This window comes from Acinetobacter sp. YH12099 (assembly GCF_013419195.1).
Lineage (GTDB): Bacteria > Pseudomonadota > Gammaproteobacteria > Pseudomonadales > Moraxellaceae > Acinetobacter > Acinetobacter towneri.
The window spans coordinates 1-26,314 of the sequence record NZ_VPAP01000017.1 but is presented as its reverse complement, the minus strand read 5'-3'; the positions used below and the strand labels follow the sequence as shown (position 1 = coordinate 26,314).

Genomic DNA, 26,314 nt, shown 5'->3' with positions numbered 1-26,314 from the left:
GACCCATGACGATACAACGCTGTGGCTGGTGTTCCGATGATCCGCTCTATATTTCCTATCATGATTTAGAGTGGGGACAAGCTGTATTTGCCGAAGCACATTTATTTGAAATGCTGTGTTTGGAAGGACAGCAAGCAGGCTTGTCTTGGATTACTGTATTAAAAAAACGTGAGGCGTATCGTCAACATTTTTTCCAATACAGCATTGCTGAAATTGCCGCATTTAGTGATGATGATCTTACGCTCAAATTACAAGATGCTGGATTAATTCGCCATCGAGGCAAATTACAAGCAATTCGTGACAACGCACGTGCATGGCAAAAACTAAAAGACGCCGATATAAACGTCGTGACATGGCTTTGGGGTTTTGTTGCACAGCAACCTATTAGGAATGATGTACCTGACTATCGTCTTGCGCCTGCACAAACCGACGCTAGTGTTGCCATGTCGAAAGCCCTAAAGAAAAATGGTTTTAAATTTGTAGGCCCGACCACCTGCTATGCTTTTATGCAAGCTGTAGGCATGGTCGATGATCATGAAAATCACTGTCACTTTAAAACAACATCTTAAAGCAACATCCAAGCTTTAGTATTCAAAACTGCTCAACCCATAATAGCAAGATCACCAATCAATACAGTCAGCCTTATGACAAGGACGGTGCAATATGAGTAATACCATTCGAGCCTATGCCGCAATGCAGGCAGGTGAAGCCCTGCAAGCCTATCAATTTGATGCGGGTGAACTGCAGGCGCATCAGGTAGAAGTCAAAGTCGAATATTGTGGCTTATGCCATTCCGATCTTTCAGTCATTCAAAATGACTGGCATTCCTCGGTATATCCTGTGGTGGCAGGACATGAAATTATTGGCACGATTACCCAATTAGGCAGTGAGGCCAAAGGCTTAACCGTGGGGCAACGTGTAGGCATTGGCTGGACTGCAGACAGTTGCCAACACTGCGATGCCTGTATTGCAGGCGAACAAGTGCTGTGCAGCAATGGCACTACCGCAACCATTGTGGGACATGCAGGTGGTTTTGCCGATAAAGTCCGTGCAGGTTGGCAATGGGTAATTCCATTACCCGATGAGGTCGATCCTGTCAGTGCAGGGCCTTTGCTCTGTGGTGGAATTACCGTATTTGATCCGATCTTGAAACATCAAATTCAGGCAGTACATCATGTTGCGGTGATTGGTATTGGTGGCTTGGGGCATATCGCCATCAAATTATTAAAAGCATGGGGCTGTGAAATTACGGCGTTCAGTTCCAATCCAGACAAAACCGCAGAATTACTGGCTATGGGTGCAGACCATGTAGTGAACAGCCGTGATGCTGCTGCCCTTAAAACCCAGCGTGGCAAGTTTGACCTGATTTTAAGTACGGTAAACGTAAGCTTGGACTGGAATGCTTATTTAAGTACGCTTGCACCACATGGCACTATTCACATGCTAGGTGTAGCGCTAGAACCCATGCAAATTAAGGCGGGCAGCTTAATTGGCGGTGCAAAATCGGTTACTGGTTCATCGACAGGTTCGCCTGCAGCGCTGCGTCAATTACTACAATTTGCCGCACGCAAACAGATTGCCCCACAGGTGGAAGTTTTTCCGATGTCACAGATCAATCAGGCAATTGAACATTTGCATCAGGGCAAGGCACGCTATCGGGTTGTGTTAAAGGCCGACTTTGACTGACTTTTAAGATAAGTCATGATAGTCAAATATATTTCTATCTTTATTTAGGTAAAACCGCTCATCTAAAAACCTAGATCACATGAGGATACTCGGAAGTGTCATCCACAACCTGCGTAGCATTAGACCATTATTGTTTCTGCGAAATAATGAATGAGATACAAGAATTAAACAGGTTTTGTGGATGACAATGGTTTTGCCCACTTTTGCCGAAACAAAAGTGGGTCGAACCGAAGGTTAATCCTATTATTGGACAACAACCCATCAGGACGCTGTCTTGATCATTTATGCGATTACAATAAAAATTTACCTACAGCCCAAACGCAATCTGACTTTTCTTAAATGACCCACATCTAGTCCTGAATTGATAAGATTTATGTATAAAAAATGTTTTAGATATTCAGTCTGTTATAGAATAAACTGCGTAAGCAGCATATATTAAAAAGTTGAATCGACACAGGCTGCAAAGCCACGTGCCAAACTAGAAAAGTCTGTGAAAAAGTCTGCTAAGATGAATGCTGCTTTTTTAACTATAAAATGAATTTGAGAAAACCTATGAGTAAAGCCTTACCCATCGCTGTTGCTGTAATTTTAGGCGGTGCTGCACTTGTTCCTGTTTATTATGCCTCTCAAAACCCAGCAGTGGCGACCTCTAAAGCGTCGGCAAATGCTTCTGCGGTTGAAAAAATCAGCTACGCTTTGGGTTATGAAGTGGCACATCAAACCCCACCAGAGCTAGACATCAACAGCTTTGTAACAGGTGTGCGTGAAGGTCATGCGCGTAAACAACCTGCCTACACCGAAGAAGAATTACAAAAAGCCTATGAGCAATTCCAGCAAGAGTTGCAACAAAAACAAGCCACTCAAGCGCAAGCTGCGCAAACAGCCAGTGATTCATTCTTAACTGAAAATGGCAAAAAAGCAGGCGTACAAACCACAGCTTCTGGCTTGCAATATCAAGTGATTAAAGAAGGCACAGGCAAACAGCCAACGGCAAGCTCTGTGGTCAAAGTGCACTACACGGGTAAACTGGTCGATGGCAAAGTATTTGACAGCTCGGTACAACGTGGTGAGCCAATTGAATTCCCACTGAATCAAGTCATTCCGGGCTGGACTGAAGGTTTACAGCTCATGAAGGAAGGCGGTAAAGCTACGCTGTATATTCCATCGAAACTGGGCTACGGCGAACAAGGTGTACCAGGCATGATTCCTGCCAACAGCACCTTAATTTTTGATGTTGAACTGATTGAAGTGAAATAACAACATCACCCTTTCAGGAGAGCTTGGCTCTCCTGTATGGTCTTAGGACGAAAAGAATGAAAAAACACCTTGCCCTTGTGTGTATCGCACTGCTCAGCAGTGGCAGTTTTGCCAAAACCGTGACCAATAAAAGTCCTGTTGCAGATCAGGTCGGTTATAGCTTTGGTTATTTAATGGGGCGCAGCAATGCGGAAACCTTAAAAGATATTGATCTCGAAGCCTTCATTGCTGGCTTAAAAATGGCAACACAAGACCAAGCCGCCAGTTTAAGCGATGAAGAAATGGCACGAGTGCTGACTCAATTCAAAAAGCAAGCCGAAGCCAAACAACTGATTGAGCTTAAAAAAGTAGCCGATAGCAATGCTAAAATTGGGCAAGCCTTTTTAAACAATAATGCCAAAAAGGCAGGGGTCAAAGTCACCAAGTCTGGCTTGCAATATCAAGTCTTACAGGCAGGTACGGGCAAATCACCCAAAGCCACCTCTACCGTTAAAGTCCATTATGAAGGTCGTTTAATTGATGGTACGGTATTTGACAGTTCTATCGCCCGCGATCAAGCTGCAGAATTTCAGGTCAGCCAAGTCATTCAAGGTTGGACTGAAGGCTTACAACTCATGAAAGTTGGTGCCAAATATCGCTTCTTTATTCCTGCTGCTCTAGCCTACGGTCAAATTGGCTCAGGCGATGCAATTGAGCCAAACAGCACGCTTATTTTTGATGTGGAACTTTTAGAAATTGTAAAATAATCCAAAGCCGCATCATCTTTAAACAAAAAAATACCGCAATTTAAATTGCGGTATTTTTTCAGATCAACTTCGCTTCATTAAGGTTTTAAATGACGTGGTCTAAAACCCGTTGCCAACAATCCAACCCCATAGGCCACTACGCCCACCACACACAGCGCAGTGACTTCTGCCACACGCATCCATTGTGATACATCACCGTTATACCAAGTTAAGGCATACCACAACGCAGCAATCATCACGGCATTTGCCACTGCAAACTGCACCATGAGTTTTTTCCAGTGCGCACCAAAACGGAAAATCTTGCGTTGATGCAAATAGAAATACAACATGCCTGCATTCACCAAAGCCGAACCTGATGATGCCAGTGCCAATGCCATGTGTTCAGCTTGCCAGTCAATCAGTTTAAAGAAGCCAATGAACACCACGTTTAAAATGGCATTGGCTGCTACGGCCATTAAACCAACACGTACTGGGGTTTTGGTGTCTTGCTGCGCATAAAAGCCTGGTGCAAAAACTTTAATCAGCATGAATGAAATCACCCCTGCACTCATACATTGCAAGGCCAAAGCGGTCATTTGCGTATCTTTAAAACTAAACTGACCACGCTCAAACAAGGCTTGGATAATAGGCGTTGATAACATAAACAGTGCAATACTGGCAGGGACACCTACCAAAATAATCACCCGTGCAGCCCAGTCCATCATGCCGCGGAATTTATCCATATTTTGTTCTGCATGACGCGCAGACAGTGACGGTAAAATGACCGTCCCAATCGCTACACCAATTAAGCCCAAAGGTAGCTCTGTCATACGTTCCGCACTATACAACCACGACACCGAACCATCCTGCATAAAAGATGCCCAAATGGTGTTGAGTAGCAGGTTAATTTGCGTGACCGATACCCCAAATAAAGCAGGCAGCATCAGCTTCATAATCCGATCCACCCCTTCATGCTTGAAATCAACTTTAGGGGGAATCAGCAGCTTTTTACGCCATAGTTCTGGAATTTGAATCGCAAGTTGTAAAGCACCCGCGATAATCACCGCCCAACCCAGTGCCATAATCGGCTCTGCCATGTACGGTGTGAGCCATAATGCACCTGCAATCATCGCCACATTCAGCAATACAGGCGCAAAGGCAGGCGTGGTAAATGAGCCATAGCTGTTCAAAATACTGCTGGCAAATGCCGTCAGCGACATAAACAACAAATAAGGAATGGTCAGGCGGAACATATCGGTGGCTAGCGCAAACTTTTCAGGGTCGCTATGGAAACCCGGTGCGTAGATATACATCACCGCAGGCGCAGCCACCATGGCGGTAAAGGTTAGCCCTGTCATTACCGTCATTAAACAGCCAAAAACCCGACTAATTAAAATTTGTACTTCGGCATGAGTGCGGCTGGTTTTATATTCGGTCAATACAGGAATAAATGCCTGCGAAAACGCCCCTTCGGCAAACAGTCGCCTGAAAAAGTTGGGGATACGAAACGCCACCACAAAGGTATCGAAATCTTTACCTGCACCAAACACATTCAGCAATACCACATCACGGACTAATCCTAGCACCCGTGACAGCATGGTCATTGCACTGACAATAAAGGTCGATCGCCAAAGCGCCATCGTTACCACCCAATTAAAAATTTAGTCGCTATTGTAATCAAAGCATCAACAAAGTTTTGTTATTGATTGATCAATTTTTCCTGTGATGTCGAAGCTTTAAGTTGAGATAACTGTTCACGAAAATACTGCCAGTCAAAATACGGCCCTGGATCAGTTTTACGTCCCGGTGCAATATCGGAATGTCCTGCAATATGCTGCTGAATACGTGGATAGGCCTGCTGCAAACTGTGTACCACCTGCACCAAACTCTGATATTGCGCTGTTTCAAAAGGCAAGTCATCACTGCCCTCTAATTCAATCCCAATTGAATAGTCATTACATTCAGGCTGTGCCAAATAACTAGAACGCCCCGCATGCCACGCCCGATCTGCAAAATTAACAAATTGCAGCACCTCGCCTGTTCTTAAAATCAACAAATGTGCCGAAACCTGCAGGCCCTGAATGGTCTGAAAGTAAGGATGCTGCGACCAATCCATTTGGTTCTGAAAAAATTGCTCAATATAACCACCACCAAATTGTGACGGCGGCAAACTAATATTGTGAATGACCAGCAATTGAATCTCTTGGTCTGTCGGACGGGCGTTGAAATTCGGAGATGGGACTTGTCTTGCCCCTTGTAATTGACCCTCAACCACCTGAAACGACGGCACATGCTGCATAAGGCAATCCCCAAACCATTAGAATAGAAAAATAGAACAGAAATTTCAGTTTAATGCCAACGCGTGACAATGAACATCTTAAATTACACCCGAACGTGGCTAAAAAACACATCCTGACGCAGAACAGTGTTAATATAACGCGCAATTTTCATGGGCAAGATCGACACGGAAAATCTTATGAGCATCTCTCCAGCTTTGCTTGAACAATCCATCCAAATCAATATTCAGCAAGCCTTGCAAGAAGATATTGGCGATGGTGATATTACCGCATTATTGACCCCTGAAGATGAGCAGGCCACTGCCACCATTATTAGCCGTGAAGACATGATTTTGGCAGGTCAACCGTGGGTAAATGCCCTGATTCAAGCATACGATGCCAATGTGCAAGTCACGTGGTTAAAAAATGATGGCGACCACGTTGCTGCCAATGAAGCCTTTTTGAAATTGGCAGGTTCTGCACGCAGCCTGTTAACGGTAGAACGCCCTGCGCTGAATTTTGTGCAAACCCTGTCTGCTGTTGCGACTAAAACCGCAGCCTATGTGCAACAACTTGAAGGCTTAAATACCAAACTGCTAGATACCCGTAAAACCTTACCGGGTTTACGCATTGCACAAAAATATGCTGTCACGGTCGGTGGTGGACAAAACCATCGTTTAGGCTTATTTGATGCCTTTTTGATTAAAGAAAATCACATTATGGCAGCAGGCGGCATTACTCAGGCAATTGCCAAAGCACATGCCATTGCTCCGGGCAAACCTGTAGAAGTTGAAGTGGAAACTTGGGATGAACTAAATCAAGCCCTTGAAGCCAAAGCTGATATTGTGATGTTGGATAACTTTAGCCAGCAACAAATGATTGATGCGGTCAAGCATGTGGCAGGTCGTTGTAAACTTGAAGCGTCGGGCAACATCACCATTGAGAATTTACGTGAAGTGGCTAGTACAGGCGTAGATTATATTTCGATGGGTGTTTTAACCAAAGATGTCAAAGCTGTGGATTTATCAATGCGTTTTAATGCGTAAACGATTACTTTTAAAATTAAGGGTGCAATCTGCACCCTTAATTTTTTCCAAAAATTGATTTTAAGGAGGCAAATGAGCCTCCTTTTTTTATGCCTCAATTTTGAATTTAATCATCGTCCTTGTTGTCGTTGTCGTTGTCGTTGTCATTGTCATTGTCATTGTCATTGTCATTGTCATTGTCATTGTCATTGTCAGAAGCTTGACCGAGTACACTACGATTGTCTTCATTTTCACGCTCAGTACGTGAATCACATGCAGTTAAAAACAACATCATGGCAGACATTAAAATAATTAGTAGTTTCATGCTTTCCTCCTCTTTTCATTCAGTCTCTTTGCATACAGTTTTCCATCTTAAAAGAACGCATCCTGCAATATTGTAGTTTTTTGCTTCACGCCTCCTATCGCAATCTAAACCTCATCCATAAAAAAACGCATCCGAAGATGCGTTCTTAAACAATAGAAAAACTTTAAAAAATTCAGCTTACCAACCTAAAGCCTGCTGCTGTTTTTTTACCAATTCCTGAATACCTTTTTCTGCCATTTCCAACATGGCATTACATTGCACACGATTAAACGGCTTATCTTCAGCAGTACCCTGAATTTCAATAAATTCACCTGCTTGTGTCATCACCACGTTTAAATCAGTTTGGCAATTTGAATCTTCTTCATAGCACAAATCCAATAACACTTGGTCTTGGTACATGCCCACAGAAATTGCAGCCACCAAACCCTTTAATGGGTCATGCTTAATTTTTTTCTTTTCCAGCAACACATTCATAGCATCAATCAATGCCACTGCTGCACCTGTAATGGCTGCAGTACGGGTACCGCCATCGGCCTGAATCACATCGCAGTCAATGGTAATGGTGTTTTCACCCAGTTTCTTCAAATCGACCATGGCACGCAAGCTACGACCAATTAAGCGCTGAATTTCCTGTGTACGTCCGCTTTGTTTACCACGCGCCGCTTCACGGTCACTACGGGTATGAGTTGAACGTGGCAACATGCCATATTCTGCAGTTACCCAACCTTGTCCCTGCCCTTTTAAAAAGCGCGGTACAGAGTTATCAATACTTGCGGTACACAAAACTTTGGTATGACCAAACTCTACCAACACTGAACCTTCAGCATAGCGAGTATAGTTACGGGTAATTTTTACCTCACGTAATTGATCTAAAGCTCGTTGGTCAATACGCATAATGTGTCCTTATTTTTGGCTCAAATAAATTGCCCGCAAGTATAACAGATGCCACAGCGCAGGTCGCTTTTCCAAAGCTTGACGTGTGCTGTTTCGGTAAATTTTGCCTGTATTTTTACAAAGTGGCTTCATTCATCTTTTAGTATTATCGTGAAACACAGGTTTTTGTTAGACTGCGCGGCACTGGCAGAATCAGGAAATACAATGTCGATTCGGGAAGAACGAAAACAACAAAGTCGTCAGGCAATTATGGAGGCAGTGCTGCAACTCAGCAGCGCAGGACGTGCATTTAGCAGCATTAGCTTAAGAGAAATTTCACGACAGATTGGACTGGTGCCCACCGCATTTTATCGGCATTTTCAAGATATGGATGAGTTGGGGCTAGATTTGGTCGATCAAGTTGCCTTGCACATTAAAGGTATTTTGTATCAGTTGGGACAAGCTTATTTATACCAACCCGATGCACAGACCGAAAAGGCATTGACCCTATTTTTTAAATCTGTCGATCAACATCCACAACAATGGATTTTTTTAATTGCCGAACGCTGGGGCGGTTCGACCATTTTACGGCAAGCCATCGCCCGTGAAATTGATTTTTTAATTGAAGATTTAGCTAATGATTTACAACGGGTCGAAAGCGTACAACATTTTCAGCATGCTGAAGATTTTCACATTCTGGCCAATATTTTAATTAATTTATCGTTAAATTGGGCAATGAGCTGGATTGGTTTAGAACGCCAATTTGAAGCCGAAAAATTACCTGAACAACAGCAGCGTTTTATTCAACAAACCATTACTCAAGTACATTTATTATTTCGTGGCATTTGCCACTGACAACGTCCGCAGCCTGTCGCAGATTAAACATACAACACACTTTTAACCTGCATTAAAAAAACCGCAATGACGTTGCAATCATTGCGGTTTTTAGCGATGCGCTGCTGATTCAGCCTTGCATCATCTTGTTATTGCATCTGCTTATTTCTTAGCTTTACGCTCTTGATCAACCAAGTAGTTCACTACTTGAATCACTTTGCCGTTATCGCCTTGAACGATATATTTACCATTCACCACCACCGCAGGTACACCTGTCAATTGGTACTGACGCGCCAATTGTTTAGCTTGTGAAATTTTAGAGGTGATCGCAAACGAGTTAAACATGCTGTTAAATTTCGCTTCAGGTACACCATATTTCACAAAGAATTTAGCTTGTGATTGTTGGTCAAAAATTTGCTGACCTTTGTCATGAATGGCATGGAAAAGTGGCAAGTGAGTTTTCTTGCGCACACCCAAAGCTTCAGACACATAATAACCACGTGCATTCATTTCCCAAACAGGATTCATGGCTGCAGGAGTACGCACAAAATTCACATCTTTAGGTAACTGGCGTAACCATGTTTGCATATATGGTTCTAAAGTAAAGCAGTGACCACAGCCATACCAAAAGAACTCACGCACTTCAATTTTACCTGGTACATCAACCTTACCCGGGTTGGCGACAACGCTATAATCTTTACCTGCTACAAAATTTGCCGCCATAGTGCTACCAGAAATAGCAAAGATGGCAGTTGCCAAACTACCTAAAAGGAATTTTTTCATTGCGTTTATAATCCTCTAAATCATTCTGTTTAGTGTATGGCAACACTATAAATCAATTATGCTGATTTCGTTTTCCTTCTGTGAACTTTTTTACAGCTTTTATCGCTTTTTTTAGAATTAACGCTACACTAGGGTTTATACATATTTTTACCATCATCACGATTAAATTGAGGTGACACCCATGTCGCAACTGAATGTTGATCCACAAGAAATTGCCAAATTTGAAGCATTTGCAGCCATATGGTGGGATCAGCATTCCGAGTTCCGTCCCCTGCACATGATTAACCCACTGCGCCTGAACTGGATTGATGAACATGCAGGCGGTTTAGCAGGCAAAAAAGTGCTAGATGTCGGTTGCGGCGGCGGGATTTTGGCAGAAAGCATGGCACGTCGTGGTGCCAATGTACTTGGCATTGATATGGGCGAAGCACCTTTAAATGTGGCGCGTATCCATGCTGAGCAAGAAGGCGTACACAATATTGAATATCGCCAAATTCCTGTTGAGCAATTGGTAGATGAGCAAGCTGGTCAATACGATGTGGTGACTTGCATGGAAATGTTAGAGCACGTACCTGATCCGGCCTCGATTATTCAAGCCTGCCAAAAACTGGTCAAGCCGGGCGGTCATGTATTTTTCTCGACCATTAACCGCAACCCTAAATCATACCTATTTGCCATTATTGGGGCAGAATACGTGCTGCGCATGTTAGCCAAAGGCACACACGATTATCATAAATTTATTAAACCGTCTGAATTGGCACACGACATTCGCCAAGCGGGTTTAAAACTTAAAGATATGACAGGCTTACACTACAACCCGCTCACCAAGCGCTATTGGTTAGCACCAAATGTGGATGTGAACTACATGGTTTACACGGTCAATGAGGCAACAGAATGAAGGCAGTTTTATTTGACCTCGATGGCACCTTAATTGATACCGCTGCAGATTTTATTCGCATCATTCAAGACATGTGCCACGATAAAGGCTGTGAGATTGTGGCAGCAGAAGCCATTCGCACGCAGGTGTCTGAAGGTGCACGGGCGATGGTCAAATTGGTCTATCCAGAACTTGAGGTAGATGACCCTGTATTTTTGGCCCATCGACAACGCTTTTTAGACCTGTACGGTGCAGATATTGCAGTCGAAACTGATCTGTTTGAAGGCATGTATCCACTGCTTGATGCGTTGGAACAGCGTCAAATTCCGTGGGGTATTGTCACCAATAAACCGCGCTGGCTCAGTGAAGCCTTACTCAAGGCACTGAATTTAACTGAACGCTGTGCAGTTTTGGTCTGCCCTGAAGATGTTAGCCGTACCAAGCCAGACCCAGAACCTATGTATTTGGCGGCCAAACAGATTGAAATTGCCCCAGAACATTGTATTTATGTGGGCGATCATCCACGTGATATCGATGCAGGTCGTAACGCCAATATGTATACCATTTTGGCAGCATACGGTTATTTACCCTTGCAACACAAAGATGACTTAACAGCATGGCAAGCAGATTGTATAGTGGATTCAGTGACTGAATTACATACGGTTTTAGACAAATTGGTGCTGCAAGCTGCAACGCAAAACAGCAGTGCCAATGCTTGAATCAGTCCTGTAAAGCGATGACATGAAACTCAACCCATAAGCAATAAGAAATGAACAGGAGGGATGCCCATGAAATACTCAGAATATCAACCTCGCCCCGATCTTCTCAAAGATCGTATTATCCTGATCACAGGTGCGGGTGATGGTATTGGACGAGCGGCTGCCCTCAGTTATGCGCTACACGGAGCAACCGTAGTGCTGCATGGTCGTACCTTAAATAAACTTGAAGTGATTTATGATGAAATCGAAAGTTTAGGCGCACCACAACCTGCTATTTTGCCGCTGCAGCTTTCAAGTGCTTCACCACGAGATTATGAATTACTGGTCGATACTCTAGAGAAACAATTCGGACGTTTGGATGGTATTTTGCATAATGCAGGCATTTTAGGCGAACGGACTGAGTTGGCAAATTACCCTGCCGATGTTTGGGATGACGTCATGGCAGTGAATTTACGTGCGCCATTTGTACTCACTCAGGAATTATTACCACTTTTGGCAAAATCGGAACATGCTTCAGTCGTGTTTGCCAGTTCAGGTGTAGGTCGTGAAGCACGTGAACGCTGGGGTGCTTATTCGGTGTCTAAAATTGCAATTGAAGCGGTGAGCCAGTTATTTGCCAAAGAACAGGTGCATCCAAATATTCGCTACAACTGCATTAACCCGGGTGCAACCCGCACTGCCATGCGTGCCAAAGCCTATCCTGATGAAGATCCAAAAACTTTACCTACACCCGATGCCATCATGCCTGCCTATTTATATTTAATGGGCGATGACAGCTTGCACATGAATGGTCAAAGTATTGATGCACAGGATTAGTTCTGTCGTTTGATCCGAAGAAAGGAAGCGCTTGCTTCCTTTTTTATGGACTTAACCTAGCATATTGCCAATTTTTGCACATTGATTTGCGGTAAAATGGCATCGCACAAGCATTTTCAGGTTTCTATCCTGCCTATTTTTGGCAATGCAAAGCCTGATTACCATGCTTCCACATCTCAATTCAACCTCAACGATGCAGAGAGCAACATGACTGAATTAAACAACATCACCGTGACACCACTTGAAGATGGTATGGTGTCTTTACTGATTGATGGTCAGCCTATTTCTGAAAAATATGGCATGAAGTTTGAAGCCAGCATCGTAGATGACATTCAGGCACTCGACAACGGTCAGAAAATCAAACTGTTTGATCAGTTTGTATTTTCACATACCGACCTTAATTTTGAACATGCTTACCACTATGTCACAGGCATTGAAAAACTGGACGATGCCTACAAAGTGGTTAAAAACTTTGTTTATCGTATTAAAATTGAAGGACAACCTGAAATTGAACACGTGATTAGCAAGCAAGGCGCACCAATGAGTACTGAAGATGTACGCGAATTTATCAATGCACATATTCAAAAATCATTGACCGACTACACCGATTTAAACTACGCCTATTAAGCAAAACTCATGGCAACGGTGGCAATAATCGTTTTATTGGATTGTTTTTATAAAATTATACGGTTTTCCAAATCAATATACATCACCTATGCTTGATGTATCTCCACAACAAGCATTAGGTAAATTGTGATGACTGATATTCAACGTAAAACTGCCGTGATTCAAAGTATTGAAAGCTTGCAATTAGGTCAGCATTTAATTGTGGCTTTGGATGATCGTGAAACAGCCGAATGTGTTGCCATCGCTGTGCAATCTTTACAAGGCTTAACTGAACATTGGAACTAAAGCAGACCATAGCAGTACGCTGCTATGGTGATGTCTCATCCTTTCCTTAGCACAAGAAAAATCATCCCACCCCTATTTTCTGAGCGATAGCTACTAAATTTCGTATTTTGTCGCATAATAGAATCAATACCATGCCGCATCCTGCAGAGCGTATTTAAAAAATTCATGTGCTTTCTTCACAGTTTCTCTGCATTTAATGGTTAAAGTATGAACTGTGATATCAAGATGAGAGAATGAGGGGTTTACATGAAAAAGATTTTGACAGTTCTGGCAATGTCTTTCAGTGCTTTACTAAGCAGCAATTTTGCAACTGCCGCTCCTCAATTTGATCGAGACTCAGCTGACCATCCTCGTCACCAAGCACACAATAAACGTGAATTTCGTGCCGATGCTGAAGAGCGTATGCAAGACAAACGCCGCATGCGTGAAGAACGTGGTGTAAAACGTCTACAGCAACATAAATGGCAAACGGGTTATGTCATGCCGCAGCATTATCGTGGCAATGGTTATAAAGTCGATTATCAGGAACATAACTTGCCCCGCCCTGAACGCAAACAACAATGGTATAAAATCAACCAAGACTACATTTTGGTCGATGTCGAAAATCACCAGATTTTGCGTATCGCAGGTTTATAGACCTACTGCTGTACATACACAAGCTCTAAATCCATAGCCCAAAGTCCACTTTGGGCTTTTTTATAGGATGATGCTCACACTCATCTTATTGTTGTGAAATATCCCGCTCGGGCTCTCCTTGTTTTCTCCATAAAATTCACAATTCACCTCAATTTCCACCATCGTTTATCTTGAGTATTTGATTAATTTGGACACATCTACCCCATATCTAAAACTGAAGGTAAATCCCATGAAAAAATTACTCAGCACCTTAGCACTGTCTTTAAGCGCAATCATGGCAACATCGGCTATGGCAGCACCCGACCATCGTTATGATGATCGTCGTCATCAAGCAAGTGCAGCATATAAACATCACGACAAGCGCTGGGACAATCCACGTCATCCTGCACAGTGGGAACAAAAGCGTTATGATCAAAAACGCGTAAATCCAAGTCGTGACTGGCGTGTAGGTCAAAACCTGCCACGTGGATATTACGCGAACCGCTATAAAGTCAGTGATCGTGAAGCACGTCGTTTACCTAACACAGGCCGCTATCAGCAGTGGTATAAAGTCAACGGTGACTATGTGCTGATTAATGAACGTACCCAGCGTATTATTCGTATTATTGGCTAAAACCGTTCAGCCTAAGCTGAAAAACAGCATTTCTCCACAACACCTGAAGCACCATTCAGGTGTTTTTTTATATTTAGACTTCCGCTGCAGAATTTTTTGATTAGAATCAAAGACAGCACCATCGACCATTACAGCAGGCCAACGAATGACTCCAACTGAAAACCCGCACAGCACAACCTTACAATATGTGCATTGGTTTAGACATTCTGCGCCTTATATCAATGCCCACCGCAATAAAACCTTTGTGATTATGTTCGATGGTGAAGCGGTTTTGCATGAAAACTTTCAGCACATTATTCATGATATTGCCCTACTACACTCGCTTGGTATTCGTTTGATTTTGGTACATGGTGCGCGTCCACAAATTAATCAAAACTTAAAATTCAGCCAAATTGATACACCGTTTCATTTGCAACGTCGTGTCACCACTCGTGAATCTTTATCGTGTGTCATGAATGCTGTCGGTTCAATTCGCCTGCAAATTGAAGCCTTATTGTCGATGGGGCTAGCTAACTCCCCTATGTACGGCGCACGGATTGATGTGGTGTCGGGTAACTTTATCACCGCCAAACCGTATGGCATTCGTGATGGGGTCGATTATCAACTGACTGGCGAAGTCCGCACTGTAGATGTCGATGCCATTCAACGCCATTTAGAAAATCATAATATTGTGTTGCTCGGTCCAACAGGTTATTCCACCACAGGTGAAGTGTTTAACTTGTTGGCTGAAGAAGTGGCAACTAAAACTGCCATTCAATTAAAAGCTGACAAACTGATTTTCTTAGGCGCGCAGCACGGTTTGCAGAATGCCGAAGGTCAATTGCAACGTGAAGTTCATCCGCAACATTTAAATCCATATATTGAAGATGCTCAGCGACATCATCCTGAATTGGCTTTACACTTAAATGCAGCCCAAGATGCCTCATTAAACGGCGTACATCGGGTACATCTCATTTCCTATGCCTACGATGGTGCTTTACTCGAAGAACTGTTTACCCGTGATGGTTCAGGGACGATGGTGAGTGATGCACATTATGAAGAAGTGCGTACGGCCAATATTCAGGATGTAGGCGGTTTGATTCGTTTATTACGTCCTTTAGAAGAAGAAGGCGTGTTGGTATATCGTTCACGTGAGCGTCTGGAAAATGAAATTGGACAATTTGCAGTGATTGAACGTGACGGCATGATCCTCGCCTGTGCCGCCTTGTACCCCATTCCGACCACAGGTCATGAACTCAAGTCGGCCGAAATTGCCTGTGTCGCGGTGCATCCTGCTTATCGTAAATCCAACCGTGGTCGCCAAATTCTGGATTATTTAGAAGATAAAGCCAAAACCATGGGTATTCAGCAATTATTTATTTTAACCACTCGCACCGCACACTGGTTTTTAGAACAGGGCTTTGCACCTGCCAGTGTCGATGATTTACCCGATGCACGTCAGGCTTTATATAACTATCAACGCAACTCAATTGTGTGTAAAAAACGGCTCTAAGCGAAACTTTTGGTACGCTGAATGACACAGCACAATCAAAACCCAGAAATGTTTCACGTGGAACATGCTGCCGATTAAATCAGGTCATCACACCTATACCTGTCAGCACGACAGTGTAGGGATGATCAAAATTGGCAGCATCCACACCACTGTTTAGTTTTTTTAAATAAAATTGATGCAAGGCAGGAAGAAACTTTACTTTTATCATTTATATAGAAAATTCAAAAAACTTATTCATTCAGTCAGAAAATACAAAAACAAGATACTCCCCCTCTCTAATCATGCTTTTCACGGATTTAATAGCTAAACTACAGAATAAACTAAAAATATTTTAAAAATACATCTTTAAAAGATGCACAAGCCTGATGATTTGCCGTACAATTAATAATTCCCTTTTTTCATTGTTTTAAAATTACGAATGGAACAAAAAAAGAGTACACAAAAACGCCATCAGCTTCTCAATGCTGCACTCGACGTATTTTCTTTATACGGATTTAGCGGCGCGAGTTTGGACGAAATCGCACAAATTGCAGAGATGCATAAGTCGAATATTTTCTATTATTATGAAAATAAAGAAGCCTTATATGTTGAAGTACTAACTACAGTACTACAAAAATGGCTTGCACCTTTGCAAATGCTCGAAGCTGAACTCGAGCCTGATGAAGCAATTACCAATTATCTGCTGCAGAAAATTGAGGTTTCACGTACTCAGCCGAAAGCATCACGTCTATTTGCATTAGAAGTGATTCAAGGTGCGCCACATATTCAGGAAATTTTAAAAGGCCCTCTGAAAAAACTGGTCAAACGCAAAGCCAAAGTCATTACCATGTGGCAAGAGCAAGGCAAACTGTCTAAGCAGATTGATCCTGAATTGCTTATTTTGAATATTTGGGCGATTACCCAAAACTATGCCGACTTTGCAACGCAAATGGAAATGGTGACAGGTAAAACCCTGCGCAACCGCAGCATGTTGCAACGTGTCTTGCAACATACAGTTCACATGATGCTCTACGGTATTATGCCGCGTCAGGACGAAGTGGATGCACCTCAAGCCGCTGTGGTCACTGCCACACCTGAACAAGAATCAGAAGACTAATTGCACAGCACTAACTAAGATACGCACTTTTACTCACGACCCTAGTTATGACTAGGGTCGTGGCGTTTTGGCAACGATATTATTTAAGACCCTGATACAAAGACAATAGTTTTTGCGCACCCAACAACAAGTTTTCTTCCCAGTCTAAATGCGCTGTATCATTGGCACCATCGGTAATATATTTCACCGACAGCATCCGCACCCCTAATTTTTTACAGACTTTGGCAATCGCATAGCCTTCCATGTCAACCAACTGACACGGTACTTTGGGCGTACCCGTTTCAAAGCTATCCCCCGTACCACAAATACCACTTGGCAAATGCTCAAAATAGCGTTCCAAATGAATTTCTGCAGGATGTTCCTGATCCATTGGCGTGACCCCCACCTGAAAACCCAACGGAGAAACATCCATATCGCGCTGCACAAACTGGCAGACTTCCACCAAAGCATGTGCATCAAAATGTGAGCTGCCAGCTGTGCCTAAATTCAATAAAGTTTTACAACCTGTCTTTTGAATCACTTCAAAGGCTTTAAATGCAGCATTGACCTTGCCAATGCCACTGTAATGCACCTGAATCCCAGCCTGCTCAAACAAGCCTTTAGACTCACTGGGCAATGCCATAATTAAAGCGAAATCAGAATTCATCACTATTTACTCGTACAGATCATTGAAACTGGGCACATTAGAAAAGAAAATCTGACGCGGTGCAAATCCAGTTCACCTTTAGCGCTCAAATAGTCGGATTTTGCCTGATTTTCAGATAATTTTTCAGGTTAAAAACACAACAACAAGACGAAAGCGCGAGAATATGGCAATATATAGCTCTTACAAATTTTCAACTTTCATTCGACCATGCAGCTGCTCCGCCTGAATGCTTTATCTTCTACCACCGACTTAGCTCAAACTGCCGTGACCATTGGTAATTTTGATGGTGTGCATGTCGGTCATCAGGCGATGATTCAACAACTCAAAGCAGTGGCTGCCGCACAACAACTAAAAACCGTGGTGATGCTATTTGAACCACAACCACTGGAATTTTTTAAAGGTTATGATGCCCCGCCACGTATCAGTTCTTTGCGGGAAAAAGTTGAATATCTGACCGAATTGGGCATCGACTATATTGCCGTGGCCAAGTTTGACAATCACTTTCGTAGTTTAAGTGCTGAAGCCTTTGCCCACCTTTTAAAAAATAGTTTAAATGCCACACATTTAGTTTTGGGTGATGATTTTCATTTTGGCAAAAACCGTCAAGGCAACAGTGATTTTTTACGCGACTTTGGTTTTCAAGTTACCAATTTAAGTACTGTAAATTTATCGGGTGAACGGGTCAGCTCCACACGTATTCGCCAAACCCTACAAGCAGGTGACTTGGCTCTCGCTGCCCAACTACTCGGACGTCCTTATAGTATTACGGGGCGCGTACAATATGGCGATCAAATTGGTCGTACCCTGGATTTCCCCACCATTAACGTACGCTTAAACCGTCATCGTCCTTGTTTGAACGGTATTTATGGTGTTGAAGTGGTCTGTGAAACCACCTCTTTAACCGGCACAGTCAGCAATGCACATCCTAGCAAAGTAGGTGTTGCAGGCTACAGCCCAAACAGTTTATTTGGTGCAGGGCATGTCGGAACACGTCCTGCCATCAAGCAAGAACATCCCGAATGGCGATTAGAAGTACATTTCCCCAATGTTTCTGCTAATCTGTATGGCTTGTTAATGCGGGTCACGTTTTTAAACTATTTACATGGCGAAAAAAACTACCCTTCGCTTGAAGCACTCAAAGCGGGAATTGATGATGATGTTGAAAAACTTCTTGAATTTCGACAAGATCATCCCGATTTCCCTTTTTAATTTTACCCTGAATATTTAATGTAAAACGCGTCAGTCCATGGGCTGATTCAACTGGAAGACAACTTGCATGAGCGATAAGCAAACTCCTGAAAATGCAGTGGATTATAAAGCCACGCTGAACCTCCCAGGTACTGAATTTGCAATGAAAGCAAATCTGGCAGTACGTGAAGCGAAATGGTTAGAAGAGTGGTATGCCGACAACATTTATCAGCAGATTCGTGCATCGCGTATTGGCAAGAAAAAATATGTGCTTCACGATGGCCCTCCATACGCCAATGGTCAAATCCACTTAGGTCATGCGGTCAACAAAGTCCTCAAAGACATCATCATTAAAAGCCGTGTCATGGATGGCTATGATGCCCCTTATGTTCCAGGCTGGGACTGCCACGGTCTACCAATTGAGCTCAAAGTAGAAGAAAAAGTCGGTAAAGTTGGCGTTAAAGTTGATGCCTCAACTTTCCGTAAAGCCTGCCGTGAATATGCTTACACCCAAGTTGAATTACAGAAAAAAGACTTTGTGCGTATGGGCGTATTTGGTGATTGGGATAACCCTTACCTCACCATGAACTTCAAGCAAGAAGCAGACATCGTACGTTCATTGGGTGCAATTGCTAAAGCAGGTCATATTGAACCGGGCCTTAAACCTGTGAACTGGTGTTTGGACTGTGGTTCTGCATTGGCAGAAGCCGAAGTTGAATATGAAGATAAAAAATCCGATGCAATTGATGTCGGTTTTGCTGTGGTCGATTTAGCCGATTTATCTGCACGTTTGGGTGTGCAAGTGAATGATACCACTGACATCGTCATTTGGACGACTACACCGTGGACTTTGCCTGCGAACCAAGCCGTTGCATTGCATGCCGAAATTGAATATCAATTGGTGAAAGCACGTGCCGATGAAAAAGCACCACAAAACTTTATCTTAGCCAAAGAATTAGTACAGTCAGCGACTGAACGCTACGGCTTTAGCAGCTATGAAGTATTGGCTGACTTCACAGGTGACAAACTCGAAAACCTGATCTTGCAACATCCACTGATTCAAGCACGCCAAGTGCCTGTAATTTTAGGCGAACACGTGACCGCAACAAGCGGTACAGGTGCAGTACATACCGCGCCTGGACATGGTGTGGACGACTATAAAGTTGGCCTACAATACAACCTAAAAGTTGACAATCCTGTTGGTGGCAATGGCGTATATTTACCTACTGCACCAATCTTTGCAGGCGAACACATCTACAAAGCCAATCCACAAATTATTGCGACTTTGGCAGAAAACAATAAGCTGTGGGCACATCACCCAATCAAACACAGCTATCCACACTGCTGGCGCCATAAAACTCCAATTATTTTCCGCGCGACACCACAATGGTTTATCAGCATGGATGCCAAAGGTTTACGTCAAGGCGCACTGAATGCGATTGAAAATGACATCAGCTTTGTACCAGATTGGGGTAAAAACCGTATCCAAGCGATGATTGAAGGTCGTCCAGACTGGTGTATTTCACGTCAACGTACTTGGGGTGTGCCAATTCCATTCTTCGTACATAAAGACACCAACGAATTGCACCCTCGCACACCTGAATTGATTGAAGAAGTTGCGAAACTGATCGAACAAGAAGGGATTGATGGTTGGTATAACCGTGAAGCCAAAGACTTCATTGGCGATGATGCCGAGCACTACAATGCAGTACGTGACACCTTAGACGTTTGGTTCGATTCAGGTACGACTCACTATGCAGTTCTACGTGAGCGTGAAGAGTTGCAAGACCCAGCCGATTTATATCTTGAAGGTTCAGACCAACACCGTGGTTGGTTCCAATCTTCATTACTCACCTCGATTGCAATCAATGAACGCGCACCATATAAAGGCTTGTTAACACACGGCTTTGTGGTGGATGAAAAAGGTCGCAAAATGTCGAAATCGTTGGGTAACATCATTACTCCACAAGACATTATTAAAGACATGGGTGCAGACGGCTTACGCTTCTGGATTGCATCGGCAGATTACCGCTATGAAATGACCGCAGGTAAGGAAATCTTTAGCCGTGCCTCTGACGGTTATCGTCGTATCCGTAACACCTTGCGTTTCTTGTTGGCCAACTTAAATGGCTTCAAACCCGCTACAGATGCACTGCCTGTAGATCAGTTGATTGCACTGGATCAATACATCCTGCAACGTGCCGCAGAAGTACAGAAAACCATTCAGCAAGCCTATGAAGATATGAACTTCCATATCGTGACCAGTGCACTGACCAACTTCTGTATTAATGACTTGGGTGGTTTCTACCTCGATATCATCAAAGACCGTCAGTACACCACCAAAGCAGACTCGCAAGCACGTCATTCTGCACAAACCGCTTTGTATCACTTGGTTCAGGCTTTCGTTCGTTGGATGGCGCCAATCTTAAGCTTTACTGCACAAGAAGCATGGCCGCTAATTCCTGAGCAATCAGAAAAATATGTCTTCACTGCAGAATGGTATGACATTCCAGTGGCTTCTGAAGCTAACATCTTGGCAGAAGCGGAATGGCAAACCCTGATTGCAGTGAAATCTGCCGTCAATAAATTCATTGAAGCAGCACGTACCGCCAAAACAGTCGGTTCCAACTTATCTGCTAAAGTTGAACTTTGGGCGAATGACGAACTCAAAGCCGTATTGGATAAACTAGGCGATGAGCTGCGTTTTGTCCTCATTACCTCACAAGTAATTGTGAATGGCTTTGATGCTGCACAAGGTGAAGCCTCTGATTTAGACGGCTTGAACGTGAAAGTTTCTGCAGCAGATGGCGAAAAATGCGTACGTTGCTGGCATGTACTTCCTGATGTGAATACACATTCTGCACACCCAGGTTTATGCTCACGTTGTATTATCAACCTTCCAACAGGTCAAGGCGAAGAGAGAAAATATGCCTAATCCACAACACAAAAAGGGCTTATTCCAGTTCTATCCACATAATTTATGGTGGGTGGGCTTGTCCATTGTCGCGATTATTCTCGACCAATGGACCAAATGGATTGCAGTATCGCATCTGAATTACGCAGATCCAGTGCCTGTATTGCCCTTTTTGAATTGGACTTTACTGCATAACTATGGCGCTGCCTTTAGTTTCTTGTCCGATGCAGGTGGATGGCAACGTTATTTCTTTACCTCACTGGCAGGTTTAGTGTCTGTAATTTTTGTATTTTGGCTAATGCGTATGCCAAAAAATGTCATCGTACTGCCTTTGGCGATTGCCTTGATTTTAGGCGGTGCGATTGGAAATTTAATTGATCGGGTCAGTCTTGGCTACGTGGTCGATTTTATTCACGTGTACTACAACAACAGCCACTTCCCTGCCTTTAATATTGCAGACAGTGCCATCACACTTGGCACCATTCTGCTGTTAATTGATACGTTTTTCCTAGAAAAGCACCGAATTGAACGAGCGCAGGCGCAACATGACTGAAATTATTAATCCAAATGATGAAACTCGTATTGAAGATGGCTCAAAAGTCGAATTGCACTTTTCTGTCGCCATTGAAAATGGTGTAGAAATTGACAACACCCGTAGCCGCGCTGAACCTGTAAGTTTGGTCATGGGCGATGGCAGCCTATTACCTGGTTTTGAAAAGTCATTATTTGGTTTACGTGCAGGTGACCGTCGTACCGTGAGTCTTCCACCTGAAGAAGCATTTGGTCCATGGAATCCTGAAAACGTACAAACTTTTGATACGGTTAAATTTGAGCAACATCCAGTTGAAGGACACATGATTGAATTTGAAGATAAAGCCAAACAAAGCCTCTATGGCGTGGTGAAATCTGTCAACGATGATGTGACTGAAGTAGACTTTAACCACCCTTTAGCGGGTAAAAATATTACCTTTGAAGTTGAAATCTTTAGAGTGACCCCAGCAGGACAACAAGGTATTAAGTTGATGTAATCAATTTGCATACTTACTGCATCTTTCTGCTGTTCAAATCTCCCAAGTACAAGAAAATGAATTTGGGAGATTTTTTATTGAATAAGATAATTATTAAATATAATCAAATACTTAAAATTAAATAAATCCAGTTTATTGATCTATATTTTACCGATATATCGTTGTACGTTTTAGCTTACATGCACTGCAGAAAATTGACGCTAGGCAAAGATCAGCTTTCATTTTATATTTAACACATACAGAAACAGGATGTTTCTAAAAGCAAGAATAACAATAATAAATAATATAACGGCAGGACGCTGAAAGGTATAACAGGAGTAATACCTAAACATAAATCTGAAAAAGCCCCGACATGATGTTGGGGCTTTTTTCTATTTGTTTTTTGTCCTACTTTGAAATAAGTTTAGACCTGAAGAAATTTATTTTATGGAGCCACCAATTTAAGCAATCTGGCAGATTGACCATCTTCAATCACCCAAATATTGCCATCCTGTGCTTGAAATACGCCACGAATCGCTGACCCATCTCGATACGCTGTAACTCCCGAACAGGCTGTGCTTGCGTATCCACCACAATAATTGCTTTTGAAGATAAACCACCAAGAATGGCTTTATGCTTCCAGTGTGGAAATACATCTCCCGTATAAAACATCAAACTTGAGGGAGAGATGACAGGCGTCCAATCCAGCACTGGGGCTGTAAATTCAGGACGAGTCGCATGGTCTGGAATTGGCAAACCATTATAATGATCACCGTTCGACACCAACGGATAGCCATAGTTTTCGCCTTTGGCAATCAGATTCAACTCATCACCCCCTTTAGGTCCCATTTCTGCAACCCAAAGCTGCCCTGTAGAATCGAATGCCATGCCTAAAGGGTTGCGATGCCCCAAACTCCAGACTTGCTTGGCAATCTCTCCATGTGTTTGAAATGGATTGTCTAAAGGTGTTGTACCATCTGTATTTAAACGTAAAATTTTACCTAAATTAGATTTTAAATCCTGAGCAGGTTCAAACTTTTGTCGCTCACCAGAACTTATCCATAATTTGCCATCTGCCCCAAACTTTATACGATGCGCATAATGTCCTTGTCCCGATACTTTCGGCACTTGCTGCCAGATTCTTTGAGTTTCGGTGAGTTTTGGCGTGGGTTTAGCATCTAATACAAGCTTGCCCCGAATCACGACTGCACCGTAACCACCCGTACCCACTTCGGCATAACTTAAATAAATCTGCTGATTCTGTTGAAATTCAGGATCTAAAATGACATCACCCAAACCACCTTGTCCGCCATAGGCGACTTCAGGGATAGCTTGAACATCTAAGCTTTGACCTGTTTTTGGATCAAAAAGTTTTAATTTCCCCGCTTTTTCTGTAATTAATAGGCGTCCATCGGGTAATTCTGCCAATGCCCACGGCTCATTAAAATCTGCAATTGGCTGTATTTGATAGCGTTGTAAATTTTGTGCAGAAGTTGATTTTGACTCTAAAGCAGCCGTGTTCTGTTTCGGCTCAACTTGCGCATTACACCCTGTAGTTAAACCCAATACAACTAGACATATAAATCCATAGTATTGCCGATTTATCTTGAGCATCCTAATTGCTCCTCTATTCATTCAATCTTTGCTTGTGCTAATCAAGACATCATAATCAATGAAATGTACCTCGTGCACAGTAGAAATGTAGCGATACACACTTTCTTACTTAAATCTTCTACAAAGTGAATTGGCAAAAAATTAAGGAGCAATGCTCCTTAATTTCAAAGTCCCAAAACACTAACGATCAATTAACTATAAGATCGGCTGGCTTTTTTAACCACGCTTGGCTCACTCACCACCTGTGATGTACTTTGTAAACGAATCAGTGCTACTGCAATTGCACCAATCACTGCAGGAATCGCCACCGCCAAAAAGTTCATTTTATGTGGTAAATCCATGCCCAAAAGTACGCCAATAATAATAGGGCCTACAATCGCACCGACACGCCCCACTGCAGAAGCACAGCCGATACCTGTAGAACGAATCGTAAGTGGATAATACTGAGCAACAAAGCTATACAATAAAATACTGCTGCCAATGGCAGAAGCACCTGCTAAGCCCACCAATAAATAAATCACAGGCTGTGGTGAATTAAAGCCTAGACCCACTAGAGAGAATGCGCCCAATAAAAACATGCCAATAATCACAGGTTTTAAGTGGAAACGGTCTGCTAAAATCCCGCCACTGATGGTTCCGATCACAGCACCAATGTTCATCGCCATTAAGAACATTAAACTGTTACCCAGCGAATAACCTGCTGCCATCATCAGTTTTGGCAACCAACTGCCCAAAGCATAAACCATCAACAAACACATAAAGAAGCAGCACCAAAACAGCAAAGTACTCATGCCACGGTTATTTTTAAATAAGGCTGCAATTGAGGCATCTGCGGTTTGTACTTCATTTAATACAAATTGTGTTTGTGGGCTGATATTTTCTTGTGGGCTAATTTGCTGGACGATGTGACGCGCTTTTTCATGTTGCTGTTTTTTCACCAAAAAAGTTAAAGATTCTGGTAAGAAAAACCACAATAAAGGCAAAATAAGTAACGGTAATCCCGCAATATAGAACATCACTTCCCAGCCAAAGCTAGGCGTCAACCATGCACCAAGTAAGGCTGCCATAATGCCGCCCACGGCATAGCCGCTGAACATGGTGGTAACTAAGGTACTACGCATTTTTTGTGGTGCATATTCAGAGGTTAAAGCCACGAGGTTAGGCAATACCCCGCCAATCCCTAAACCTGCAATAAAACGTAAAATACCAAACTCTGTTGGGTTGGATGCAAAGCCGCCCCAAAAAGTAAAGCCACTAAATAACGTCACACAAATTAATATGACATTTTTACGGCCAATTTTGTCTGCCAACATGCCAAACAGCATGGCACCAAACATCATGCCTGCCAGTGCCGTACTCGCAAGCATACCTGCCTGTACAGCCGTCATATTCCATTCTTGCATCAGTAGTGGTAAAGCCACACCGTTAATCGCCAAATCATAACCGTCAAAAATAACGACAAATACGCACCAAAGTACAATTTTTAAATGAAAAGGTTTAAACTTTGCTTGATCCACTACAGCATTCACATTCATTGTTGTTGCTGTCATTTTTCCCTCACCTCCAATTGTGAGCTTTTTATTTTATAAAAAATGAATGGTTATTCACTTTTGTATATAAAATGAATCAATATTCACTTTTTGTCTACAGCAAAAACTTAACTCTGGTTAATTTTCTTAAAAACCTAGACTAAAGTTGTAGATAAATTCGACTAAATAGACTTGCAGTAATTTATGATATTTTGATATATGCTATATTTTTCACATAATTTATTATTGTAAATATATTGTTTTAAACTTCTTTCTTCTACTTTTCTTCTTAAAGTTTTCTTTCCTGCATAAAAAAACACCCCCAACGCTAGTTGAGGGTGTTTGAATAATGAGCTGGCGATGACTTACTCTCACATGGGTAACCCCACACTACCATCAGCGCGAAGAGGTTTCACTTCTGAGTTCGGGAAGGGATCAGGTGGTTCACTCTTGCTATGGTCGCCAGCACAA

The 26,314-nt window shown here is 42.8% G+C and carries 26 protein-coding genes, 1 rRNA gene and 1 pseudogene; 19 read left to right on the top strand and 9 right to left on the bottom strand.

What is annotated here, in order from left to right; genetic code table 11:
- The first annotated feature begins 5 nt into the window (after nucleotides 1-5).
- The 4 genes from FTU39_RS10410 (at nucleotide 6) to FTU39_RS10395 (ending at nucleotide 3,689) form a co-directional block, all read left to right on the top strand.
- Entirely contained in the window at nucleotides 6-569 is a 564-nt protein-coding gene (locus tag FTU39_RS10410; protein WP_179996513.1) for a DNA-3-methyladenine glycosylase I, read from the top strand.
- A gap of 94 nt (nucleotides 570-663) precedes the next feature.
- Nucleotides 664-1,686: an NAD(P)-dependent alcohol dehydrogenase gene (locus FTU39_RS10405; RefSeq protein WP_004974093.1), complete on the top strand. Its 1,023-nt coding sequence runs from the start codon at nucleotides 664-666 to the stop codon at nucleotides 1,684-1,686.
- 552 nt (nucleotides 1,687-2,238) lie between these two features.
- Nucleotides 2,239-2,943, top strand: coding sequence for an FKBP-type peptidyl-prolyl cis-trans isomerase (locus tag FTU39_RS10400; protein WP_004974091.1), 705 nt, complete (start codon nucleotides 2,239-2,241; stop codon nucleotides 2,941-2,943).
- A gap of 56 nt (nucleotides 2,944-2,999) precedes the next feature.
- Nucleotides 3,000-3,689, top strand: a complete 690-nt coding sequence (locus FTU39_RS10395; RefSeq protein ID WP_004974089.1) for an FKBP-type peptidyl-prolyl cis-trans isomerase — start codon at nucleotides 3,000-3,002, stop codon at nucleotides 3,687-3,689.
- Between the two features lie 77 nt (nucleotides 3,690-3,766).
- Here the strand turns inward: FTU39_RS10395 and murJ are convergent, their stop codons facing one another.
- A complete protein-coding gene (gene murJ / locus FTU39_RS10390; protein ID WP_171287394.1) occupies nucleotides 3,767-5,317 on the bottom strand; it encodes a murein biosynthesis integral membrane protein MurJ in 1,551 nt (516 codons plus the stop codon).
- A gap of 50 nt (nucleotides 5,318-5,367) precedes the next feature.
- Complete coding sequence (ampD, locus tag FTU39_RS10385; protein WP_180052147.1) at nucleotides 5,368-5,967, bottom strand: 1,6-anhydro-N-acetylmuramyl-L-alanine amidase AmpD; 600 nt, start codon at nucleotides 5,965-5,967, stop codon at nucleotides 5,368-5,370.
- Between the two features lie 177 nt (nucleotides 5,968-6,144).
- Between ampD and nadC the strand changes: the two genes are divergently transcribed.
- Nucleotides 6,145-6,990, top strand: a complete 846-nt coding sequence (gene nadC / locus FTU39_RS10380; RefSeq protein ID WP_004974082.1) for a carboxylating nicotinate-nucleotide diphosphorylase — start codon at nucleotides 6,145-6,147, stop codon at nucleotides 6,988-6,990.
- Between the two features lie 106 nt (nucleotides 6,991-7,096).
- Here nadC and FTU39_RS10375 read toward each other — a convergent pair whose 3' ends face one another.
- Together FTU39_RS10375 and rph are read right to left on the bottom strand one after the other, a co-directional pair.
- Nucleotides 7,097-7,294 carry a hypothetical protein gene (locus tag FTU39_RS10375; protein WP_042068620.1) on the bottom strand — a complete coding sequence of 66 codons (198 nt, stop codon included), beginning with the start codon at nucleotides 7,292-7,294 and terminating at the stop codon, nucleotides 7,097-7,099.
- A 177-nt stretch (nucleotides 7,295-7,471) separates the two neighbouring features.
- A complete protein-coding gene (gene rph, locus FTU39_RS10370; protein ID WP_004974074.1) occupies nucleotides 7,472-8,188 on the bottom strand; it encodes a ribonuclease PH in 717 nt (238 codons plus the stop codon).
- Between the two features lie 204 nt (nucleotides 8,189-8,392).
- Here rph and FTU39_RS10365 point away from each other — a divergent pair, with 204 nt between their 5' ends.
- Nucleotides 8,393-9,022 (top strand): TetR family transcriptional regulator, encoded by a 630-nt coding sequence (locus tag FTU39_RS10365; protein WP_180052146.1) that lies wholly within the window; start codon nucleotides 8,393-8,395, stop codon nucleotides 9,020-9,022.
- A 141-nt stretch (nucleotides 9,023-9,163) separates the two neighbouring features.
- Here FTU39_RS10365 and FTU39_RS10360 read toward each other — a convergent pair whose 3' ends face one another.
- Nucleotides 9,164-9,784 (bottom strand): thiol:disulfide interchange protein DsbA/DsbL, encoded by a 621-nt coding sequence (locus FTU39_RS10360; protein WP_004974070.1) that lies wholly within the window; start codon nucleotides 9,782-9,784, stop codon nucleotides 9,164-9,166.
- Between the two features lie 181 nt (nucleotides 9,785-9,965).
- Here FTU39_RS10360 and ubiG point away from each other — a divergent pair, with 181 nt between their 5' ends.
- The 9 genes from ubiG to FTU39_RS10315 all read left to right on the top strand — a co-directional run bounded on the left by ubiG (nucleotide 9,966) and on the right by FTU39_RS10315 (nucleotide 16,945).
- Nucleotides 9,966-10,682: a bifunctional 2-polyprenyl-6-hydroxyphenol methylase/3-demethylubiquinol 3-O-methyltransferase UbiG gene (gene ubiG / locus FTU39_RS10355; RefSeq protein WP_180052145.1), complete on the top strand. Its 717-nt coding sequence runs from the start codon at nucleotides 9,966-9,968 to the stop codon at nucleotides 10,680-10,682.
- On the top strand, nucleotides 10,679-11,380 hold the full coding sequence (locus FTU39_RS10350) for an HAD family hydrolase (protein ID WP_179990219.1): 702 nt from the start codon (nucleotides 10,679-10,681) through the stop codon (nucleotides 11,378-11,380). The genes ubiG and FTU39_RS10350 overlap by 4 nt, the downstream gene beginning before the upstream one ends.
- A 69-nt stretch (nucleotides 11,381-11,449) precedes the next feature.
- Nucleotides 11,450-12,196, top strand: coding sequence for a YciK family oxidoreductase (locus FTU39_RS10345; RefSeq protein WP_131261239.1), 747 nt, complete (start codon nucleotides 11,450-11,452; stop codon nucleotides 12,194-12,196).
- A 207-nt stretch (nucleotides 12,197-12,403) separates the two neighbouring features.
- Nucleotides 12,404-12,823, top strand: coding sequence for a hypothetical protein (locus FTU39_RS10340; RefSeq protein ID WP_004974057.1), 420 nt, complete (start codon nucleotides 12,404-12,406; stop codon nucleotides 12,821-12,823).
- A gap of 129 nt (nucleotides 12,824-12,952) precedes the next feature.
- Nucleotides 12,953-13,108, top strand: a complete 156-nt coding sequence (locus FTU39_RS10335; protein ID WP_004974054.1) for a hypothetical protein — start codon at nucleotides 12,953-12,955, stop codon at nucleotides 13,106-13,108.
- 246 nt (nucleotides 13,109-13,354) lie between these two features.
- Nucleotides 13,355-13,744: an RcnB family protein gene (locus FTU39_RS10330; RefSeq protein ID WP_180052144.1), complete on the top strand. Its 390-nt coding sequence runs from the start codon at nucleotides 13,355-13,357 to the stop codon at nucleotides 13,742-13,744.
- Between the two features lie 229 nt (nucleotides 13,745-13,973).
- Nucleotides 13,974-14,357 (top strand): RcnB family protein, encoded by a 384-nt coding sequence (locus FTU39_RS10325; protein WP_180052143.1) that lies wholly within the window; start codon nucleotides 13,974-13,976, stop codon nucleotides 14,355-14,357.
- A 145-nt stretch (nucleotides 14,358-14,502) separates the two neighbouring features.
- The gene (gene argA / locus FTU39_RS10320) at nucleotides 14,503-15,849 is read left to right on the top strand and encodes an amino-acid N-acetyltransferase (RefSeq protein ID WP_004974049.1); all 1,347 of its coding nucleotides are present in this window, start codon (nucleotides 14,503-14,505) and stop codon (nucleotides 15,847-15,849) included.
- Between the two features lie 418 nt (nucleotides 15,850-16,267).
- Entirely contained in the window at nucleotides 16,268-16,945 is a 678-nt protein-coding gene (locus tag FTU39_RS10315) for a TetR family transcriptional regulator C-terminal domain-containing protein (RefSeq protein WP_136144515.1), read from the top strand.
- A 79-nt stretch (nucleotides 16,946-17,024) separates the two neighbouring features.
- On the opposite strand, the gene FTU39_RS10310 is transcribed toward FTU39_RS10315, so the two are convergent.
- A complete protein-coding gene (locus FTU39_RS10310; RefSeq protein WP_136144516.1) occupies nucleotides 17,025-17,591 on the bottom strand; it encodes a 5'-methylthioadenosine/S-adenosylhomocysteine nucleosidase in 567 nt (188 codons plus the stop codon).
- A gap of 207 nt (nucleotides 17,592-17,798) precedes the next feature.
- On the opposite strand from FTU39_RS10310, the gene ribF reads away from it, so the two are divergent.
- From ribF to FTU39_RS10290, 4 genes are all read left to right on the top strand, one after another.
- A complete protein-coding gene (gene ribF, locus FTU39_RS10305; protein ID WP_168419355.1) occupies nucleotides 17,799-18,800 on the top strand; it encodes a riboflavin biosynthesis protein RibF in 1,002 nt (333 codons plus the stop codon).
- A 67-nt stretch (nucleotides 18,801-18,867) separates the two neighbouring features.
- Nucleotides 18,868-21,714 (top strand): isoleucine--tRNA ligase, encoded by a 2,847-nt coding sequence (ileS, locus tag FTU39_RS10300; protein ID WP_180052142.1) that lies wholly within the window; start codon nucleotides 18,868-18,870, stop codon nucleotides 21,712-21,714.
- Complete coding sequence (gene lspA / locus FTU39_RS10295) at nucleotides 21,707-22,246, top strand: signal peptidase II (RefSeq protein WP_004974039.1); 540 nt, start codon at nucleotides 21,707-21,709, stop codon at nucleotides 22,244-22,246. The genes ileS and lspA overlap by 8 nt, the downstream gene beginning before the upstream one ends.
- Nucleotides 22,239-22,721: a peptidylprolyl isomerase gene (locus tag FTU39_RS10290; protein WP_004974037.1), complete on the top strand. Its 483-nt coding sequence runs from the start codon at nucleotides 22,239-22,241 to the stop codon at nucleotides 22,719-22,721. The genes lspA and FTU39_RS10290 overlap by 8 nt, the downstream gene beginning before the upstream one ends.
- Before the next feature lie 424 nt (nucleotides 22,722-23,145).
- On the opposite strand, the pseudogene FTU39_RS10285 reads toward FTU39_RS10290, so the two are convergent.
- From FTU39_RS10285 to rrf, 3 genes and pseudogenes are all read right to left on the bottom strand, one after another.
- Nucleotides 23,146-24,314, bottom strand: a pseudogene (locus tag FTU39_RS10285) (PQQ-dependent sugar dehydrogenase).
- A gap of 191 nt (nucleotides 24,315-24,505) precedes the next feature.
- A complete protein-coding gene (locus tag FTU39_RS10280) occupies nucleotides 24,506-25,864 on the bottom strand; it encodes an MFS transporter (RefSeq protein WP_004974034.1) in 1,359 nt (452 codons plus the stop codon).
- A 331-nt stretch (nucleotides 25,865-26,195) separates the two neighbouring features.
- Nucleotides 26,196-26,310: ribosomal RNA gene (gene rrf, locus FTU39_RS10275) — 5S ribosomal RNA — on the bottom strand.
- Between the last annotated feature and the right edge of the window lie 4 nt (nucleotides 26,311-26,314).